At 60.4% G+C, this 18,500-nt stretch carries 13 protein-coding genes and 1 pseudogene; 5 read left to right on the top strand and 9 right to left on the bottom strand.

Features of this window, described 5'->3' with window-relative positions:
* Positions 1–42 precede the first annotated feature (42 nt).
* The 4 genes from NW848_RS05770 to NW848_RS05755 are packed head-to-tail and all read right to left on the bottom strand — an operon-like array spanning position 43 to position 3,044.
* Positions 43–669 (bottom strand): non-canonical purine NTP pyrophosphatase, encoded by a 627-nt coding sequence (locus NW848_RS05770; protein ID WP_414510743.1) that lies wholly within the window; start codon positions 667–669, stop codon positions 43–45.
* The gene (locus NW848_RS05765; protein WP_414510742.1) at positions 662–1,084 is read right to left on the bottom strand and encodes an arsenate reductase ArsC; all 423 of its coding nucleotides are present in this window, start codon (positions 1,082–1,084) and stop codon (positions 662–664) included. The genes NW848_RS05770 and NW848_RS05765 overlap by 8 nt, the downstream gene beginning before the upstream one ends.
* 1 nt (position 1,085) lies before the next feature.
* Positions 1,086–1,832 carry a sugar isomerase domain-containing protein gene (locus NW848_RS05760; RefSeq protein ID WP_414510741.1) on the bottom strand — a complete coding sequence of 249 codons (747 nt, stop codon included), beginning with the start codon at positions 1,830–1,832 and terminating at the stop codon, positions 1,086–1,088.
* 60 nt (positions 1,833–1,892) lie between these two features.
* Positions 1,893–3,044: a metallophosphoesterase family protein gene (locus NW848_RS05755; protein WP_414510740.1), complete on the bottom strand. Its 1,152-nt coding sequence runs from the start codon at positions 3,042–3,044 to the stop codon at positions 1,893–1,895.
* 105 nt (positions 3,045–3,149) lie between these two features.
* Here NW848_RS05755 and NW848_RS05750 point away from each other — a divergent pair, with 105 nt between their 5' ends.
* The 3 genes from NW848_RS05750 to NW848_RS05740 all read left to right on the top strand — a co-directional run bounded on the left by NW848_RS05750 (position 3,150) and on the right by NW848_RS05740 (position 5,766).
* Positions 3,150–5,018: a transketolase gene (locus NW848_RS05750; protein WP_414510739.1), complete on the top strand. Its 1,869-nt coding sequence runs from the start codon at positions 3,150–3,152 to the stop codon at positions 5,016–5,018.
* Positions 5,019–5,203: 185 nt separating this feature from the next.
* A complete protein-coding gene (locus NW848_RS05745; protein ID WP_414510738.1) occupies positions 5,204–5,353 on the top strand; it encodes a cation-transporting P-type ATPase in 150 nt (49 codons plus the stop codon).
* Positions 5,350–5,766 carry an aminotransferase class I/II-fold pyridoxal phosphate-dependent enzyme gene (locus NW848_RS05740; protein ID WP_414510737.1) on the top strand — a complete coding sequence of 139 codons (417 nt, stop codon included), beginning with the start codon at positions 5,350–5,352 and terminating at the stop codon, positions 5,764–5,766. The genes NW848_RS05745 and NW848_RS05740 overlap by 4 nt, the downstream gene beginning before the upstream one ends.
* Before the next feature lie 2,329 nt (positions 5,767–8,095).
* Here the strand turns inward: NW848_RS05740 and NW848_RS05735 are convergent.
* Both NW848_RS05735 and NW848_RS05730 read right to left on the bottom strand, forming a co-directional pair.
* Positions 8,096–8,719: pseudogene (locus NW848_RS05735) on the bottom strand (DEAD/DEAH box helicase family protein); the annotation flags it as partial.
* Positions 8,720–8,965: 246 nt separating this feature from the next.
* On the bottom strand, positions 8,966–12,154 hold the full coding sequence (locus NW848_RS05730; RefSeq protein WP_414510736.1) for a site-specific DNA-methyltransferase: 3,189 nt from the start codon (positions 12,152–12,154) through the stop codon (positions 8,966–8,968).
* 103 nt (positions 12,155–12,257) lie between these two features.
* On the opposite strand from NW848_RS05730, the gene NW848_RS05725 reads away from it, so the two are divergent.
* Positions 12,258–14,960, top strand: a complete 2,703-nt coding sequence (locus tag NW848_RS05725; RefSeq protein WP_414510735.1) for a cation-translocating P-type ATPase — start codon at positions 12,258–12,260, stop codon at positions 14,958–14,960.
* Positions 14,961–15,078: 118 nt separating this feature from the next.
* Positions 15,079–15,969, top strand: coding sequence for a prepilin-type N-terminal cleavage/methylation domain-containing protein (locus NW848_RS05720; RefSeq protein WP_414510734.1), 891 nt, complete (start codon positions 15,079–15,081; stop codon positions 15,967–15,969).
* A 12-nt stretch (positions 15,970–15,981) separates the two neighbouring features.
* On the opposite strand, the gene NW848_RS05715 is transcribed toward NW848_RS05720, so the two are convergent.
* Genes NW848_RS05715 through NW848_RS05705 form a run of 3 tightly spaced genes read right to left on the bottom strand, consistent with a single transcriptional unit; the run spans position 15,982 to position 18,497 of the window.
* Entirely contained in the window at positions 15,982–17,151 is a 1,170-nt protein-coding gene (locus tag NW848_RS05715; protein WP_414510733.1) for a class I SAM-dependent rRNA methyltransferase, read from the bottom strand.
* Positions 17,152–17,161: 10 nt separating this feature from the next.
* A complete protein-coding gene (locus tag NW848_RS05710; RefSeq protein ID WP_414510732.1) occupies positions 17,162–17,836 on the bottom strand; it encodes an LON peptidase substrate-binding domain-containing protein in 675 nt (224 codons plus the stop codon).
* A gap of 16 nt (positions 17,837–17,852) precedes the next feature.
* Positions 17,853–18,497: an O-methyltransferase gene (locus NW848_RS05705; RefSeq protein ID WP_414510731.1), complete on the bottom strand. Its 645-nt coding sequence runs from the start codon at positions 18,495–18,497 to the stop codon at positions 17,853–17,855.
* Positions 18,498–18,500 lie beyond the last annotated feature (3 nt).

Below are 18,500 nucleotides of genomic sequence, written 5' to 3'. Positions count from 1 at the left end.
TGGTTCGCGCTCCGCGCGATGATTCCTGCTATTTCTCTGGGTTCACGCCTCGCGCAGCAATCCACGCAGCTGCGGGATGGCTTGGCGCATCACTTTCGCGCGGTGGCTGATACGATTTTTAAACGCGGCAGGCAACTCCGCCAGTGTGCAGCCCAGCGACGGCACATAGAAGATGGGATCATAACCGAAGCCTGCCTGCCCGCGCGGCGCATCGGCAATCCGTCCCTCCAGCGTGTCTTCGAAGGTGTAGATGGCGCCGTCAGGCGTGGCAATTGCGACGGCGCATCGGAATCGCGCCGTGCGCCGTTCGGGAGGCACATCCTTGAGCATCTCCAGCAGGATGCCCATCTTCGCGGGGAAGGGCGTCTCCTCGCCTGCGAATCGACGCGAGTGGACGCCTGGCATGCCATTCAGCGCGTCAATCTCCAGCCCTGCGTCGTCGGCGAAGCTAATCGCACAGGTGAACGCGGCGCACGCACGCGCTTTGATTACGGCGTTGCCGACATAGCTGTCCGCGTTCTCTTCGGGGGGCGGAGGCGCGTCGGGGTAGTCCGCCAGCAATCGTATCATCACAGGCAAGTCGGCAAGCCCCTCGCGCAGCAACGCCTCAATCTCGCGCGACTTGGAACGGTTGTGGCTCGCGATGACCACCACTCGTGAGTCAGCCATTTTCGAGAAGTCGCTGGATGAGGTCTTTGACGCGCGTCTCTATCGTTGCCCGCACGCGCCGAAACTCATCCATCGGCAGTCCCACAGGGTCAGGGATGTTCCAGTGCTCCTGAATACCCATGTAGGTCGCAGGGCACAGCTCGTCGGTTCGGGCGTCGCACAGGCTCACCACCGCGTCAAACTGTGTGATGTCGAACTCCCAGACGCCCTTAGAGGTCTGACGCGCGATGTCGATGCCCACTTCGCGCATCGCTTCGATCGCCAGCGGATGTACCCTACCTGCGGGCAGCGTGCCCGCGCTGAAGGCGACCACCTTGCCCTGCCCATAGTAGTTGCAGAAGCCCTCTGCCATCTGGCTGCGGCACGAGTTGCCCACGCACACAAACAGCACCAGTTTCGGTTGCTCGGTCTCCATTTCAGTAGCCCCTTTGTTTATATTGCTCAATCGTCTGCCGGTAGCGTTCCATGCCGTCGGGCTTGTTGACGCTGGCGAGGATAGTCGGCGGTTTGCCCGCGGCGGTCATGCGCTCGACGATTCCTGCGACCAGTGCCCACAGGGCGGCAGCCGCGCCGATTCCCGACGCAGGGCAGAAAGCGGTTTCGACGCCTTCTATGGTCAGCATCGCGTCGCCGTAGGGCGCCGCGTTGTCGATGACCAAGTCTACGACCTCGAACAGCCGCTTGCCCGACTCGTGTTCGGACTGGAGTTGGGAGGAATAGTCCAGCGCGGTTAGCCCGATGGTGAACACGCCGCGTTCGCGCGCCTGAATCGCCAACTCCACAGGGAAGGGCGTCTTGCCCGACACGCTGCCGATAATCAGCACATCGCCTGCCGTGATGCGGCTGCGATCGAGCGCGGCGCGAACGATGCAGCGCACGGTTTCGGGCGTGGTCTGCGCGCCGACGCCTTGCGCCTCGCGGTAGGCGTTCGTGTTGGTCACCTGAAGATCGAAACTGAAGGGCGCGAACGCCGCCAGCCCGCCTGCACGGTTAATCAGTTCGCGCGAGACGAGGTGTCCTGTGTCGTACACATGGATGACGCCGCCTGCCATCAGGCACTGGGCGCACCGCTCCGCCGCTTGCTCGATGGCCTCCCGAGAACGCCGCTCCAGCTCCGAAAGTTGCGCCCGAATCCGTTCAAAGTAGTCGTGTATCAAGCGCATGCAGCGGGAATTTTACTCGATGGAAGCATTCCAGCCGCCTCTTATTTTCGTCTTGGGCAGCTATGCCTCCCTCCCTTCTGCTTCGCGCAGGTAGCGCTCGCCCAGTTCGATAAACGCGGCGCGGTCGATGTCGGCGGGAAGTTCGTAGGTCTGCGCAAAGAGTCGCCATTCGTCGATGAGGGTGAGGCGGTTCTCCCCGTCGGCGTCGGAGGCGTTTGGGGCGACGCGCCCGCCTGCGCCTGTGCGCGGCGCACGCAGGTCTAAGAGGTAATGCAACGCGCACGCCTTGAGTTCGCGGAGCAATTCGCCGTCGATTTGGCGGCGCAGTTCGGGGTGTAGGTTCCACACGCGCTGGCGTACGATCGCCCCGTGCAGCGCGTCGCCTAACGCTTCCGCCCGCGACTCAATCGCTTCGTTCAGCTCCGCGGCGCTCAAGTCGGTGGCGTCTATCGGCGTCAGGTCAAACACTGCCCGCGTGCGAATTTTTTGGAACTCGTGCGTGCGCGTTTCGGCGTCGTACAAAATCCAGCCCTTAGACTCTTTCACCTCCTCCCAGATGTTCGTGCTGGTGAACTCGGTTGCGCCTGCGTAGAGCGCGTTCGGGGCGACTTCGGTATAGATGTGCCAGTCTCCCAGCGCGATATAGTCCCATTCGTCGCGCACAATCTTCTGGCGGTCAATCGGTCGCTCCAGCGCGAAGGATGTTATGCCCTCCAGCAAGCCGTGCAGCAGCAACAGGTTCCAGCGCGTGCGCGGATTAGGCTGCAGGAGGCTCCGTTCTAACTCGTAGACGCCGCGCGCGGGAATGCACAGCAGGCTCGCATCCAGCGACGCAATCTCCAGCATCTGGATTTGGTCGTAGATGACCTGCACGCCCGGAATGTGCGTCAGTAGCGCGAGGATACAGCCGCTGCCCGCCACACGCGGCGTCTCGTGGTTGCCCGCGATAATGACCAGCGGCGCGCCCTGCCGATTCTTCTGAAACTCTAACAGGCTGCGATAGGCAAGGATAAGGCTGGAGTTGGGCGGACGCACAGAGTGGAACAGGTCGCCCGTGATTAGCACCAGGTCGGGCGCGGCTCTGAGGATGGCTCGTAGGGCGCGTCCGAACGCCTGCAGCACATCGTGTTCGCGCTGGTTCATCCCATGCTCGTTCGTGCGGCTGTAGGCGCGGTAGCCCAAATGCACATCGCTTAGGTGCGCGATTCGCATCGGCGCAAGTATACCCCCATAGAGGGACTCTGACTGGCGTCAAATGGGAGCTACGAGGGGTATACTTTCCCGCCGAGGAACGATTACACGGCTGGAGAGAGAACCATGGCTGGATACGCCCCTGAACTGATTGTTGCGTTGCAAACGAAGGCGAACCTGCTCCGCATCCACTCCATTCGCACGACCACCCGTGCAGGGTCAGGGCACCCGACGACTTGTCTGTCGGCGGCAGACCTAGTTGCGGGGCTGTTTTTTTATGCGCTGCGCGCGGATGTGTCGAATCCGCGCCATCCGCTGAACGACCGTGTGATTTTTTCCAAAGGGCACGCGGCGCCCTTGCTGTATGCGGTGTGGGCGGAGGCGGGCGCGTTTCCTGTGGAGCATCTGGACACCCTGCGCGAGTTCACAAGCGACTTAGAGGGACACCCGACGCCGCGCTTTAGATGGTATGGTGCGGCGACAGGCTCACTGGGGCAGGGGCTATCTATCGCGGCGGGGATGGCGCTTGCGCTCAAGCGGGACGGGTTGCCCCCGCGCGTCTACTGTCTGATGGGCGATGGCGAGACCGCGGAAGGCGCGGTGTGGGAAGCTGCCGCCTTCGCCAGCTACTACGGGCTGAACAACCTCATCGCGCTGGTAGACATCAACCGTCAGGGGCAGAGCCAGCCCACGATGCTCCAGCACGACCTGCAGACCTACCGCGCCCGCTTCGAAGCCTTCGGATGGCAGACCGCCGTCATCGACGGGCACGACATGACGGCGATTTTGGACGCGCTGACGGCGGCGCAAGCGGCGGCGCGACCGTTCGCGATTCTGGCGCGCACGCTTAAGGGCAAAGGCGCGTCCGCTGTGGAAGATAAGGAGGGCTGGCACGGCAAACCGCTGCCGCCTGACCTCGCCGAGCAAGCAATCGCCGAGTTGACGCCGCCACCCGACCAGTTGGCAGCAGCGGCGCAGCTGCGTGTGCTGCCTCCCCACGAGGCGTACCTGCCCGAACCCGTCGCCCCCAAGACGCCAAGCCTGCCCACCTATACGCTGGGGCAGGAGGTCGCCACGCGCGAGGCATACGGCGACGCGCTGGTCGCCCTCGGCAACGCCGACCCACGAATCTACGCCTTCGACGGCGATGTGAAAAACTCCACCTACTCGGAGAAGTTCCTCAAGACACATCCTGACCGCTTTGTGGAGTGCTTTATCGCGGAGCAGAACATGGTGGGCGCGGCGGTCGGCGCGGCGGAGTGCGGCAAAGTCCCCTTCGCCTCCAGTTTCGCCTGCTTCCTGACGCGCGCCTACGACTTCATCCGCATGGCGGCAATCGGCAGGGCGAATGTGAAGTTCTGCGGCTCGCACGCGGGCGTCTCCATCGGCGAGGACGGTCCCTCGCAGATGGGGCTGGAAGACCTCGCGATGTTCCGCGCCATCCCAGGCTCGGTTGTGCTGTACCCCAGCGACGCAGTCTCGACCGTCAAACTGGTCGCGGAGGCGGCGCGGTATCAGGGCATCGCCTACCTTCGCACCACGCGCCCCAAAACGCCCGTAATTTACCCCAACACCGAGGCGTTCCTCATCGGCGGGTGCAAAATCGTGCGCCAGTCGCCCCACGATGTGGCGACTGTCGTTGGCGCAGGCATCACCCTGCACGAGGCGCTCAAAGCGCACCAGATGCTTCAGCAGGAAGGGCTTGCCATCCGCGTGATAGACCTCTACAGCGTCAAGCCGGTAGACGCCGAGACGCTCATTCGCTGCGCACACGAGACGAACGGAGTCATCATTACGGTGGAAGACCACTACCCCGAAGGCGGGATTGGCGAGGCGGTCAGTGCAGCGGTGAACGGGCATGGGATTCGCGTCTATCGGCTCGCTGTGCGCGAAGTCCCGCGCTCAGGCAAGCCCGACGCCTTACTGGAGGCGTATGGGATTAACGCTCGCGCTATTGTGGAGGCGGTGCGCGCTGTAGCGCGGGGGGCGGCGTAATAAGTGCCTTTGCGATATGATTTCAACATGCAGACGGGGCAGGCACAAGACCTGCCCCTACAAGGTTGGTGTCGCCGCACCTCTGTAGGGGCAACCCTTGTGGTTGCCCGCTGGTTTGCTTACCAACCGTGCTTGTAAGTCGCGCCTCCTATCAGGGGTATACTCCCTGTGGGAGGAACGCCGCTATGCCGAACCCGACAGTAGAAGCCCCTGAGATGCTCCGCGAGTTTGCGCCCCACGCGCTGCCCATAGACGAGGTTGCCAAGCGGCTGGAGACCAGCCCTGAGGGGCTGAGCGTCGAGGAGGCGCGCCGACGGAGGTCGCCCGCGCCGTGAGCCGTCTGCAAGACCAGATGACCTCCAACGCCTGCACGATTGCGCAGTACGCCGCGCTGGCTGCCCTGCGCGATGCCACACCCGACTGGCGCACGCAGCTGCAGGCGACCTTTGACCGCCGTCGCCGCCTGATGGTGGACGGGCTGAACCGCATCGAGGGGATCCGCTGCTGGACGCCGCGCGGCGCGTTCTATGTGTACGCGAATGTGCAGGGGTTGATTGGGCGTACCTACGACGGGCGCACGCTCGGCAGCTCGGCGGATGTGGCGGAGTATCTGCTCGCTACCGCCCGCGTCGCCACCGTGCCTGGCGAAGGCTTCTGCGCGCCTGGCTATATCCGCCTCTCCTACGCCGTCTCCGAAGCCGTAATTGAAGCGGGGCTAGAGCGGATTGCGGCGGCAGTGCAAGGATAAACCGCAGGTAGTCATACCCGCCGTTGCGTTCTGGAAAGAGGATGTGGTGTTGCGCAAACTTCGCTCTGTCCCAAGTCCCGTCATCGTAGCGCTTGCGCAACTCATCGAACAGCGTCGCAGAGACGAGGTAGGAGTCCAGCTCCACAGTCCAGCCATTGCTGGGGGGCGGAAGCTGCTGGGAGAGCGTGCGCAAATACTCGTGCAAGCGCGCCTTCTCATCGTGAATGTACGCCTTCGCGTACACCATTCCGTGCGGCTCGATGAAGACAATCCGCTGATGCTTTCGGCTGGGTTCGAGAACCCATAAGATGAAATCGGGATAAAAGCCGCGCCCCTCGAAAAAGCCAATGCCCTTGCCCCTGCTCAAATTCCGCAATAGGAACAATTCCTTCCCCGCTAACAAGCCACACTTTTCCTGCTTCCAGAAGGCGCGCAGGTCGCGCACAAATTGCTCTTCACTGGAGGCAAGTCCAGGCGGGCTTACCTGTAGCCCCTTCTGTTCCAAGAGCAACGGGATGTAGATGTGTCGGTCGAAGTAGATGCGGCTCAGCTCCCCTTCCTCCGTGCAGTAGAGCTTGTGTTCTTGTTCGAGAAGTTGCAGGATTTGCTTTATAAACGAGTCTTCCGTTTGCTTTTCAGACTCATCTTTTGACCGAGGTATCCGCACGAGATAAGTTGGGCGATTGGTTCCCGTCGGAGCTTCTCGCAGGTTGAAGCTCAGGTTGGGGTCGCTCTCGTCCAAAGGATAGAGCTGCATCTGCTGCGCTTCCCACTGCTCGCGTCGGGTCTGGTAAAACTTGTCCATATAGCGGCAGAGCAAGCGCGTCACGATGTCCTGCAGGCGTTCTAAATCGTCAAGCGTGTTCGGTGTGAGGTTCACACCCGAATCGACCACCACATCGTGCTTGCCCTGCGCCACTATCGCGCGCAGCTTTTCAGGGCGAATCACCAGGTTCGTAAACCCTTTGCGCGTCTTGTACGCCAGCAGTTCAAGGTAGACTCGCTCCCAGTCCACAAGGTCGAGTATTTGCGCAGGAATCTGCTGCGGTTTTACGCTTTGAGCCTGCGCTTGAGCGCTACTCGCTGATGGGTTGCTTTGCAATACCTGCAATTTCGTAGAGAGGTCTAACCGTACAGAGAGATTCGAATCGGCTTCCAGAAGGAGTGCTGTTTCTGTGATAAAGTCTTTGTCCTTCGGTGGGCGGGGGATGAGCAGGCCCTTCCGCAAATGCTCCTTTTGGATGGCGACGGGGATCGACAACTCCAGCGGCGGTTCCACCTCCACGCCCTCGCGTTCGAGATATTCGCGGAACAGCTGCATATAGTTGGCGCGCACGGCGAAGATGTTTAGCGTTTCCAAAAGGCGCAGATGCTCTGGATGGTTGCCCTCCAGCGCCGCGCTTCGCTTGAGGCTCATCCCCAGCCCCTTCAAGCGCACCCCGCGTCCAAAGAGCTGGATAATCTGCGAGCCTTCCTGCTTGCCGATGTTCAGCAGCCCCATAGACGACACGCGCCATGAGTTCCAGCCCTCGATAAACTTTTTCGCGCCGATGAGAATGTGCAGAGACGAGTCTGGGGCGTTAATCTGCTCAAAGAGTGAGGGGCTAATCGCGTCCTGTTCCCACTTAAGCTCTTGGGGCGTCTCAGCCTCAACGAGCTTCTTGAACTCTGAAACATCCCCGATGCTAATCACGCCAAAGTATTTGCCCTGCGGTCCCGCCTTCAACCCCAGCTCGCCTGCGCTACGAGACAGCTCGCACAAGTGTAAGCCACTGCTTCCCTGAGCGTGGAAGACGCGTTCCAACAAATGATTGTAGAGCACAGCGGGGTTCGCCGCGTATCCCTTCTGACGCAAGTAGACAAAACGCCCCCCGAAAGCATCCTGCCCGTTCGCCAGCGCCAAGCCGCTTTGCCCCGCGAGGAGATTACCGATGGTCTGCACAGCCCACTGAGGATCTGCCAGAACGCGATGCAAAAAGCGCACCACAGTCAGCACATCGCTGCGAGGCTTTTTGCTCTCCTGGTACACAGCGTTCACCGTACTGCCAATAAAGACCAGCAACGGCTTCTCCAGATTGTAGGAGCTTAGCTGTGACTTTTGATCTTCGTAAAGGCACAACTGCTCATAGAAGGTCAAGAGGTTGCCCATCAGCAGCCGATAGGTAGTGTCCAGGTCGTCGTTGCTCTTGAGATTGAGAATGTAGAAGTCTTTGCCGAAGCCATCGTTGTAGAAGTAGCGGTAGGAATAGTCAAAGATTATCGCCTTGCTGTATTCCTGCGTAAGCGCGTCGTTGCCTGCGGCAGAGAGCGCCTGCCCGAAAGTTGCGCTGTATTCGAAGGTGAATCCTTGCTCGCCGAGTGCGTCGCGGTACTTGCGCCATGCCTCGCCGCCCGCGCCCTTGTGGCCCTCATCCACGAAAATCAGATTGCGCCCCTCAAACGCCTCCACAGGCACACTCACTCCCCCGCCGCTTTTCTGCTCTACCAGCTTCGTAATCTCGATGACCTGCACGGTATTCGGGTCGCTCGCCCACAGCCCACCTGCCTTCAAGTCGAAACGCCGTGCGGGAATGCCCGACGCTTGTAGCTCCGCCAAGTGCTGCTCGCTCAACCCTTCGTTCGGCGTAATGAGCAAAATGTTGCTAAGAGGCTCCTTGTTGTAGTGCAGAAACTGATAGTAGTTGAGATGCATCAGCAGCGTCTTGCCGCTGCCCGTCGCCATCCAGTAAGCCAACTTGTTCAGGTCGCTCTCTGTGAACTGTGGGTATGCAACCTCGCCACGGCGGAGCGATTTATTCCGTTCGGCAACGAAACTGTTCAAATCACACAGGAGTCCATGCCTATCTGTAAAGAGGCGGTCGAGGAAGATTTCGGTGTAGAGCGCGGCTAAGTGCTGAAAGTAGCGCAGGGTGATGGGCGTGGTGCGCCGACGGTTGAGGCGCGCCAGATGCATCCGAATGTTCTCGTCGTAGCGAGCAAGGTCCGTTGAGTCGATTTTTACCTTACTGCCCCGCGCCAGCAGGTGATGGTACAGGTAGCTGCGCCCGTCTGCTCCGAAGCCTTCCGCGACGCTTTTTGTGTCCGCCAACGCTTCACGATTGTCTGCGTATCCCAGCTGATGGCACAACCACCGAAGCAGAACAAGTCGCTGCTCCAGTTGCGTGTAGTGCTCTTTTCCGTTCGTTGTTGCCTTCGCCATCTATGCCTCCACAGGAGCGAATAGCCGACGCTTGAAGATGTCGTCCAGCGACTGTGCGTTCGGGATGCTCGAATCGCCGTTCACATAAACCTCGTCCGCACCCTGCGTCCATCCTTGCTTGGTGACGAGCTTCGCCTCGCGCTGGAAGTCGTCGCGCGTCCAGCCCTGAATGTCGCGCCAGATGACCACTGCCGTGCGCCCGTTGGGGAGTGTACCGCGATCCATGGGGAGTGTACCGCGATACACGAGATAGCGCCGCCCGTTCTCGTGGTGAACAAACCGTTTCTGCACTTCCAGCCCCAGCAGGTAGTTGAAGGTTTCGGGCAAGTCCACCGTGCGCTCTTGTGTCTCCCCGTCGCGGTGAATCTTGAGTTTATAACAAAACGGCTCGGTGAGTTTCTCTACATTCAGCAGCGTTTCACTGCGCCGCGTCTCCCACACCAGCATATAGCGCAGTAGGTACTCGTCGCCAAAGCGATCCAGCATAGTTTGCCCGCTCGCCTCGTCGAAAGTCAGGTTATTGAGCGCGTCCTCGTAAGATTCGAGGCGAATGATCTTAAGGATGCGCGGACTGCGCTTGGCTTCCTCCTCAGTTGCCATTCGCTTGGGCTTGCCCTCCTTCCATTCGGGCGTGAAGATGACCTTCTTCAGGCGCGGCAGCAGCACCGTATCAAAGTAGTCCGCCATCTCCACCAGAATAAACTTGCGCCTGCCGCCATCTTCACGATTCAGGTTGATAACCGCGTGCCCCGTCGTGCCAGAACCCGCGAAGAAGTCAAGACAGAGTGTTTTGGGTTTGTTGCCACCCATCACCAACAAAGCATCCATCGTCGCATATATAGATTTTGGAAACGAGAAAGGATTATACTCTTTAAAGAAGGTTTTTAATACATTAGTGCCATGCTCCGTAGCAGAATACTTTGCATCTGTCCAAAGTGTTAGCGGCAGAATACCTGATGGTGGTCTATATTTGTAGTATATATTCCAAAATCCATTCGAATCCTCTTCAGCTTTCAAATCCTGTAAGTTTTCTCTAACGGTTTCTAAGCTCCACCTCCATCGTCTATAAATGCCCTTCTGATCGATAGGATATACAAGGGTTTCTCCCTCTTGAGGCTGCTCCAGCACACGCCATTCTTTCACGCGCTCATCCCACTCCATTTCTGGAACCCTGATGCGACCATCACGGGACACATAAAGTGGAAAATACAATCTCGGACTATCCTTCTTCTCTGATCCAGAGCCGCGTTTTCTCAACAGTTCCCACATGTACTGCCCTCGTTCATCCACATGTTTGTATCTATTGTTTAGCTGCTCCGTTCTGGTCAAAGCTGAGACCGTTGAATCGGACGAACGAGCAGCAAAGATAAGATACTCATGCGAGGTGGAGAAGCCCTTCTTTCCAGGACGCCCAGATGGATTACTTCTTACAACCACCGTGCCTAAAATTTTATCTTCTCCATAAATTCTCTCCACTATATGATGGAGTTCTTTCTGTTGAAAATCGTCTATCGCTATACAAATCATTCCTTCTTCCGACAAAGTACTTTTAGATATTAGCAAGCGATCATACATCATAGAAATCCAACTGGAAGATCGGTAATTATTTTTGTACACTATAGGGCTTGCATCGGTGTTATACGGCGGGTCAATATAGATGCACTTCACCCGCTCTCGATATCTCTCCTGCAGCAGGTTTAGGGCTTGCCAGTTTTCGGAGTGGACGAGCAGTCCGTCGATGGCGTCGTCCAGGTTTTCAAAGTGCGCCAGCAGGCGGTCGGTGAAGTCGGGCGGGAAGTGGCGGGTGTCGAGAACCAGCGTCGGGTGTGCTTTGAGAAACTCTATGCGCCCTTCAGAAGTTTCCAGGTCGGCTGTAAGCAAGCCGTCAGACTCCTCGTGAATGTGGTACAGCGTCTTCCACTCCTCCCACTGCGCCTCGCACTGCGCGATTTCGGGATAGAAATCTTTTGGTTTTGTAATGCTGCCAACGGTGATGCAGTAAAAGGTTTCCGTGACGAATTTCTTCTTCTCCCAGAGCATCTTTTGGAAGTTCTCAATCTGGGCGAGGAACTCGATAATCTCCATTCCGATGCGCTTGATGATGCGCAAGAGTTGGAACCATCCCTCTGCCAAGTCTTCACCAGCGCGTTCCATCTCGTCGAGGTTCAGCACCTCGTTTTTCAGGTAGAAATCCAGCTCGCGGGAGAGGAAGCCCTTCAGGTCTTTGTGAATGAAAAAGTCGCTGGTGTTGCGGCGCGTGTATCGGCGCAGGTGGTGTTCCAGATAGGACACCGATGCGCCTTCGTCGGTCTTGCGTCTTTCAGTGGTAAGGGCAGTGAGCGATTCAGGGTCGCAGGCTGCTTGAACGCGCTTGGGAATTTCGTTTACCGCCTCGGTGATGATGGTCTCCTGCTGGTTTTTCTCGCCATAGCGTTTCTGCTCCTCTGGCGTTAGGGGGCGATATTCGAAGGGGATGGTGAGGGTTCGCGTCTGTGCATCCCACTCGATAGCGTCTACTTGGGGCAGGAAGAAGCGTTTTTCGCCCTTGACATTGTTTAGTTCCACATCCGCTTGTCGCAGTTTGAAATGAACTGTTACGCCGTTGGGGGCTTTATAGGAGTAGTCCGTGAAGTGTTCAGCGGTTTTGATATAGTACTGGTCGTGGTTCGCCCAATAGAGGTAGACTTCCTCGCCGTTGTAGGGGATGGCGTAGCGTTCGCGTTTCGAGTAGCGTCGCTTGGAGATGAAGTCGCCGTCTTGCCAATAGCGGCTGAAAAAGGTGTAGAGGTGGTTGTAGATGGCGGTTTCCACCGCCTCGAGGCTACGGGCATGGGTAGCTTTTTGGAGAGCCTCTAAATACTGCTTACCTACTGGCGTATCGCGGAACTGTTCCAGTAGGCTCCCGTCGGGCTTGATTGCATATTCGCCCAGAGACTCTCGTACTGCAGCAGCTGCTTGCTGAAGTTCCTGATGCGCTCTCGTCTGCTCGGCAAGCGCGCCTTGAGAGAGTTCTTTCTCAATGATATTCGGCAGTTTGTTTTCTATGAAATCTTTTATGATCTCTCGCTTGTGGTTCATGATGCGGTAGATACCGAAGTCCAAGTCGGCACACTCGAACTCGAAGAGTTCCCTCAAAAGCTCCTGAAACCGCTGTAGTGCCTCCGAGCGCTTAGGGGCTTGGCTCTCCATCTGATCCTCCTGACAAGTGCGCCAATCATTATACCCCATACATTTGCTGGTTGCAAGCGGCGTAAGTGACCCGTTAGGTATACTGGATTGGGAGGAACCCGCGATGCCACACCCGACGATCGAGACCCCTGAGACGCTGCGCGAGTTTGCCCCACACGCGCTGCCTGCAGACGCAGTGGCGCGGCAGCTGGGAACCAGTCCCGATGGGCTGAGCCTCGAAGAGGCGCGCCGACGCCTGCAGCAGTTCGGCACCAACGAAATCGAAGCCATCAAGCCCATCAGCATCCCCGCGCTGATTCTGCACCAGTTCGCCAGCCCGCTGATCTACATCCTGCTCGCGGCGGCAGTGGTCACCTTGCTGCTGGGCGAGTATATCGACACGGCGGTCATCGCGGCGGTGCTGGTGCTGAACGCGACCATCGGCTTCATCCAAGAGTACCGCGCGGAGAAGTCGGTGCGTGCGCTGATGCAGCTGACCGCCCCCCACGCGCGGGTCATTCGCGACGGCAGGGAGTACGACATTGAGAGCCGCGAGTTGGCGCCTGGCGATGTGGTGCTGCTGGAGTCGGGCGTGCGCGTGCCTGCGGACATTCGGCTCTTTCAGGCGACCGCGCTGCAGGTGGACGAATCGATGCTCACGGGCGAGTCGGTGGCGGTCTACAAGCAGGTCGCGCCGATTCCCGAAGACGCGCCGCTGGGCGACCGGGCGAACATGGTCTTTTCGGGCACGATTGTGGCGTCGGGGCGCGGGCGGGGCTATGTGGTCGCCACAGGCGCGCACACCGAGCTGGGCAAAATCGCGGGCAGTATGCGCGAGCAGCGCGTGGACGAGACGCCACTGCAACAGCGCATGCGCCGCTTCGCGCACATCATCGGCATAGTCGTCGGCGTCGGCTGTGCGGTCATCTTCGCGCTGGGGCTGGCGGTCGGCAACAGCGTCGTGGACATGTTCAAGGTGGTGGTCGGCGTGGCGGTCGCCACGGTGCCCGAAGGGCTGCCGATTGTGCTAACCATCACGCTCGCGCTGCGTGTGAGCGCGATGGCGAAACGCAACGCGCTGGTGCGCCGCCTGCACGCCGTCGAAACGCTCGGCAGCACGACTGTGATTGGCTCCGACAAAACGGGCACGCTCACCGAGAACCGCATGACCGTGCAGGAATACTGGACAGCGGGCGAGTGGTATCGCGTACATGAACTGGAGCACGGCGCAATCCCCTACGATGACCAGCACCCGTTCGTGCTGGCGCTGCTGACTTCCGTGCTGACCAACGAGGCGCATGTACGGCGCATCGGCGAGGACGAATACGAGATTCACGGCGACCCGACGGAAGCCGCGCTGCTGATTGCCGCGCTCAAAGCGGGCTTCGACCACGACGAGTGGCGCGCGCAACACCCTGTAGTGGGCGAAATCCCGTTTGAGCCCGAGCTGCAATACTCTGCGAGTATCCGTTCACGGGGCGCGGAGCAGTGGATGTTCGTCAAGGGCGCGCCAGAGCGGGTGATGGGCATGGCGACGCGCTGGCTGACCCCCGACGGCGAGTTGCCGCTGGACGCTACCGCCCGCGAGACCATCTTGGGGCACGCGGCGGACATGGCGCAGCGCGGCTTGCGCGTGCTGGGACTGGCGTACCGCCGCTGCCCCGAGCCGTTTGACATGCGCGAGGGCGTGCCCCCGCCCAGCGAGCTGGTCTTCATCGGGTTGGTGGGGATGCTCGACCCGCCGCGCGCGGGCGTGCTGGAGGCGATTCGAGAGTGCCACGAAGCGGGCATCCGCGTGCTGATGATCACGGGCGACCACGCGGCGACGGCGCGCGCGATTGCCGCCCAGCTCCATATCGCCCCACCCGACGCGGAGGTCATCACGGGCGCGGAGATGGAGCGAATCTCCGACGAGGAGCTGCGCGAGCGCGTGCGCACCGTGAATATCTTCGCACGGGTGTCGCCGGAACACAAACTGCGTGTGGTGCGTGCCTTGCAAGCCAACGGCGAGACGGTCGCCGTCACGGGCGACGGGGTGAACGACGCGCCCGCGCTCAAAGCGGCGGAGGTCGGCGTCGCGATGGGCAAAAGCGGCACCGATGTCGCCCGCGAAGCCGCCGACATCGTGCTGGCGGACGACAATTTCGTCAGCATCCGCAACGCGGTTGAGGAAGGGCGTATCGCCTTCAAAAATGTGCGCAACGCAACCTTCTTCCTCATCTCCACAGGCGCTGGCTCTATCCTGATGTTCCTGTTCGCCGTGCTGCTGGGGATGCCGATGCCGATGTTGCCCGCGCAGCTGCTGTGGCTAAACCTTGTCACCAACGGCTTGCAGGATGTCGCGATGGCATTTGAGCCAGGCGACAAAAGCATCATGCGCCAGAAGCCGCGCCCGCGCAACGAGGGCATCATCTCCGCGCTGCTATGGGAGCGCACAGTCATCGTGGGGCTTCTGATGGCAGTGGTAACGCTCTGGCTATTCCACTACGAATACGCGACCACAGGTTCGCTCACCCGTGCCCAGACGGTTGCCCTGACGACGATGGTGCTGTTCCAGAACTTCCATGTGGGCAACGCGCGGTCAGAGTTCCGCTCGGCGTTCCTGCTGAGCCCGTTGCGTAATCCGTTTCTGCTAATCGCGGCGATTGCGGCGACCACGGTACACGCGCTTGCGCTTTATTTGCCGCTGACGCAGTTCGTGCTGCGCGTGGAGCCGATCGAGCTGGAGGCGTGGGTACGCAGCGCGCTGGCGGCGCTCAGCGTGGTGGTTGTCGTGGAGGCGCACAAGTGGCTGCGCCACCCGAAGCTGGCGCGGGAGGGCATCTAAAGTTCCCGCCCCCCGCCGCCGATAATCCCCACAGGTTGCTTTCGTTGCCGCGAAAGACCTTCGCTGATTCCCATCGATTCGCGTGCGCCACGGCGCACTGCTAATGGGGGTAATGTCTATGTGTCGACAGAGTGGCTTTACACTGGTGGAACTGCTGGTGGTGATAGCGATTCTCGCCGTGCTGGCGGCGTTGCTGTTTCCCGTGTTCACGACGGCGCGCCATGCAAGCAAGGCGAGCGTGTGTGCTTCGAACCTGCGCCAACTGAGCAAGGCGACCCTGCTTTATACGCAGGACTACGACGAGTGCTTCCCGTTGGCGTTTTATCGGATGGCGCGTGGGAGCGGGGCATGCCTGCGCACGGTATGGGGTCTGCTGCAGCCCTACCTACGCGACCATCGCGTCGCGCTGTGTCCTGCTGACCTGCAGCCGACTGACCTCACTGCGATGCGCACAGTGCGAGGCGTCGGATGTCCGCTTTGTGTGGATGAGCCTGCACAGGCGTCGCTGATGCCCAACTGGTGCCTAACCGTGAACGCGGCGACCTATCCTGAGGTGCCGCCTGTGAGCTTGGCGCGGCTGCCGTTTCCTGCATCTACAGGCTTCTGGTTCGACGGCTGGCTGGGCGTCAGCCATTCGGGCGCAGGGTTCGAGCCGATGAGTGGGGTAGACCCGCGCCACAGCCTCTCTGCCCGCGTGCCCAATCGGGTTATTCAGGGGCAGGAGTCGCGCTATCGGGGCAAGGGTCAGGCGAGCTTCGTGGATGGGCATGTGCGGGCGTTCCACACGCGGCTTGAACCCGACGCGCGACGCAGAGGCGATGTCGCCCATTACACGGCGCGCCCAATAACGATTGATAACCGCCTGATGCCGCGCTGGTTCATTCAGGGCGGGGTCTACCACGAGCGGCAGAGCTTCTTCGGCTGGCCCAGCCGCCCCAAAGAGGGCAACCCGAACCGCATGCTGCTGATGTGCTACCCGCGCCCGAACTTCTGCGAGGAGTGGGACTAACGCCCACTCCGTTCACACCCGCGCCCATACGCACTTCAGGTACAGGCTCTCTGGAAACTGAAGCAGGTACGGGTGGTCAGGCGCTTGGAAGGTAATCTCTTCCACGAAGAGCGGCGTGTTGCGGTCGGTCGCGGCTAAGCGCACGGTGTCGAGCATCTCGGTCAGGTTCATCTGGTAGGCGCAGCTGCACACGACCAGCCGCCCGCCCTCCGCCAGCAGCGGCAGCGCGTTGTAGACCAACTTCCAAATCGCCCAACGCAGCGAGTCTTTCTGGTCTTGGCGCTTGGCAATCGCGGGCGGGTCTAACACAATCCAGTCGAACCGTGCGCCCTGCTCGGCGGCTTGGGGCAGCCAGTCGAAGGCGTTCTCTACAATCCAGTGCGCCTCCAGCCGATTGCGTCGGGCATGCACCTCCGCAAGGTCAATCGCGTCGGGCAGGATGTCCACCCCGACGGCATACGCGCCTGCACGCGCGGCGTAGAGCGCGAACGCGCCCGTGTAGCAGAACATATCCAGCACGCGCTCGCTAGGTTGCACACGCTGCGCCAGACGGCGACGGTTCTCGCGCTGGTCTAAGTAGAAGCCTGTCTTGCGCCCTGCGTCGGTGGGCACAAGGAAGGTCAGCCCGCTCTCCTCGATTTCGATAACTTCGGGCACTTCGCCGTGCAGCACGCCTGCGACAGGCTCCAGTCCTTCCTCCGCGCGGCTCGCCATCTCGCTGCGTTCGAGAACGCCCTTCGGCTCCAACTGTTCAATCAGTGTCGGCAGCCACAGCTCGCGTAGCCGCTCCATGCCCAGCGTGCGTACCTGCACGACCAAGTAGTCGGCGTACTGGTCGACAATCAGTCCAGGCAGCCCGTCCGATTCGCTAAACAGCAGGCGCATCGCGTTCGTGTCCTGCACGACGCGCTGGCGATAGCGCAGGGCGCGCTCCAGTCGCCGCTCGAAGAACGCGCGGTCAATCGGTTCGTCTTCGGTGGTCAGCAGACGCACAGGGAATCGGCTCTGCGGGTTGTAAGTGCCGACGCCGAGCGCCTCGTTGCGGAAGTTGACGATACGCACTAACCCACCAGGCGTCGGCGCGCCTGATACCTCCGAGATTTCGCCGCGCTGCACCCACGGATAGCCGTGCTGCAGCTTCTTTTCACGACCTCCAACAATCTTAACGGTTCCCTCAATCATTGCCTGCCTCTCAATTCCGATTCACATACTCGCGCCAGTGGTCAGGGTTGTAGGGCTGAATCTCTGACGCGAACGCGCTTATGATGGCTTCCAAGATTTGATCGACGAGCCGCAGTCGCTCGCGGGCGTCTTGCAGTTCCAGCAGGTATTGGCGCAGGGGCATTTCCAGCTGGAGTGTACCTGCAATCGCGAACGACAGGGCAGTCGGGTCGCGGGGCAACTCGATCTGCTCCACGCGCAGCCCGCCTGCGTCCAGCGCCATCCGCAGGAACTCCCGAAACCGCTGGGCGACCGTGTCCGCGTATTGCTGTTCCGCGTCCCAGTCGAACGGCTCGTGGTCGCGCCACAGGCGCACATGCGCCTTTAGGTACGGCGCCTCGTGCCGAATGATGCGCACAATCTGGAACCGTTCCTCGCCGATTGCCAGCAGGTGCAGCCTGCCGTCGGGCTGACGGCGCAGACGCCCGATTCGCGCCAGCGTGCCGACCTCATGCACCTGCACTTCCGCGTCGCCGACCTCACGACCCTCACGAATCAGCACCACCCCAAACGGCGAATCGGTCTCCAGACAGTGCATCACCATTTCCCGATAACGCGGCTCAAAGATGTGCAACGGCAGCGCCGTGTACGGAAACAACACTGTCTCCAACGGAAACAGCGGTATCGTCCAGATCGACTCGTTCACTCTAACGAATTGTACCCTATGGACGCAGTTTTATCGCCGCCAGCACGCCGTCGCGCATCGGAAGCAGCACGGTCCGTAGGTCGGGGTCGCGCGTCATCTGTTGGGTGAGTGTGCGGATTGCATCTGTCGCCTCCGAAGTGTCCTGTGCATCCCACACGCGCCCGCTCCAGAGCGCGTTGTCGTAAAGTGCTAGCCCACCCACGCGCAGGTGTCGCTTCACCACAGGCAGCGACGCGGGGTAGCCCGCCTTGTCGATATCGCAAAAGATGATGTCATACTCGCCGCCGACGCGCTGGAGCGTCTCCACCGCCTCGCCGACATGGTAGGTCATCAGGTCGCTGAGTCCCATCTGCGCGAGGTACTCCTGCGCTTGGCGCGACAGGTCAGCGTCCCAGACCGTGTGATGCACCGTCCCGCCGCCGTTGGCGCGCATCGCCAGCGCGAACCACGCCGTGGAGTAGCCATAGCCGCTGCCCAACTCGAACACACGCCGCGCGCCCGTCAACCGCGTCAGCCAGTAAAACAACTGTCCTACCACAGGACCGACAATCGGGAAGTTCGTCTCGGCGGCGCGCTGTTCCATCTCCAAAAGCAGCGGGTGCGGGCGATCCACCAAGCCCTCCAAATACGCCGTCAGCGCGGGATGATACAAGCCGTCCATAGC

Source organism: Synechococcus sp. RC10A2, from assembly GCF_047502605.1.
This window is presented reverse-complemented; position numbering and strand designations above follow the sequence as displayed.

Excerpts from the sequence above, each read along its gene's own strand:
- NW848_RS05770 (WP_414510743.1), bottom strand. The coding sequence starts at position 669 with ATGGCTGACTCACGAGTGGTGGTCATCGCGAGCCACAACCGTTCCAAG.
- NW848_RS05765 (WP_414510742.1), bottom strand. The coding sequence starts at position 1,084 with ATGGAGACCGAGCAACCGAAACTGGTGCTGTTTGTGTGCGTGGGCAAC.
- NW848_RS05760 (WP_414510741.1), bottom strand. The coding sequence starts at position 1,832 with ATGCGCTTGATACACGACTACTTTGAACGGATTCGGGCGCAACTTTCG.
- NW848_RS05755 (WP_414510740.1), bottom strand. The coding sequence starts at position 3,044 with ATGCGAATCGCGCACCTAAGCGATGTGCATTTGGGCTACCGCGCCTAC.
- NW848_RS05750 (WP_414510739.1), top strand. The coding sequence starts at position 3,150 with ATGGCTGGATACGCCCCTGAACTGATTGTTGCGTTGCAAACGAAGGCG.
- NW848_RS05745 (WP_414510738.1), top strand. The coding sequence starts at position 5,204 with ATGCCGAACCCGACAGTAGAAGCCCCTGAGATGCTCCGCGAGTTTGCG.
- NW848_RS05730 (WP_414510736.1), bottom strand. The coding sequence starts at position 12,154 with ATGGAGAGCCAAGCCCCTAAGCGCTCGGAGGCACTACAGCGGTTTCAG.
- NW848_RS05725 (WP_414510735.1), top strand. The coding sequence starts at position 12,258 with ATGCCACACCCGACGATCGAGACCCCTGAGACGCTGCGCGAGTTTGCC.
- NW848_RS05720 (WP_414510734.1), top strand. The coding sequence starts at position 15,079 with ATGTGTCGACAGAGTGGCTTTACACTGGTGGAACTGCTGGTGGTGATA.
- NW848_RS05715 (WP_414510733.1), bottom strand. The coding sequence starts at position 17,151 with ATGATTGAGGGAACCGTTAAGATTGTTGGAGGTCGTGAAAAGAAGCTG.
- NW848_RS05705 (WP_414510731.1), bottom strand. The coding sequence starts at position 18,497 with ATGGACGGCTTGTATCATCCCGCGCTGACGGCGTATTTGGAGGGCTTG.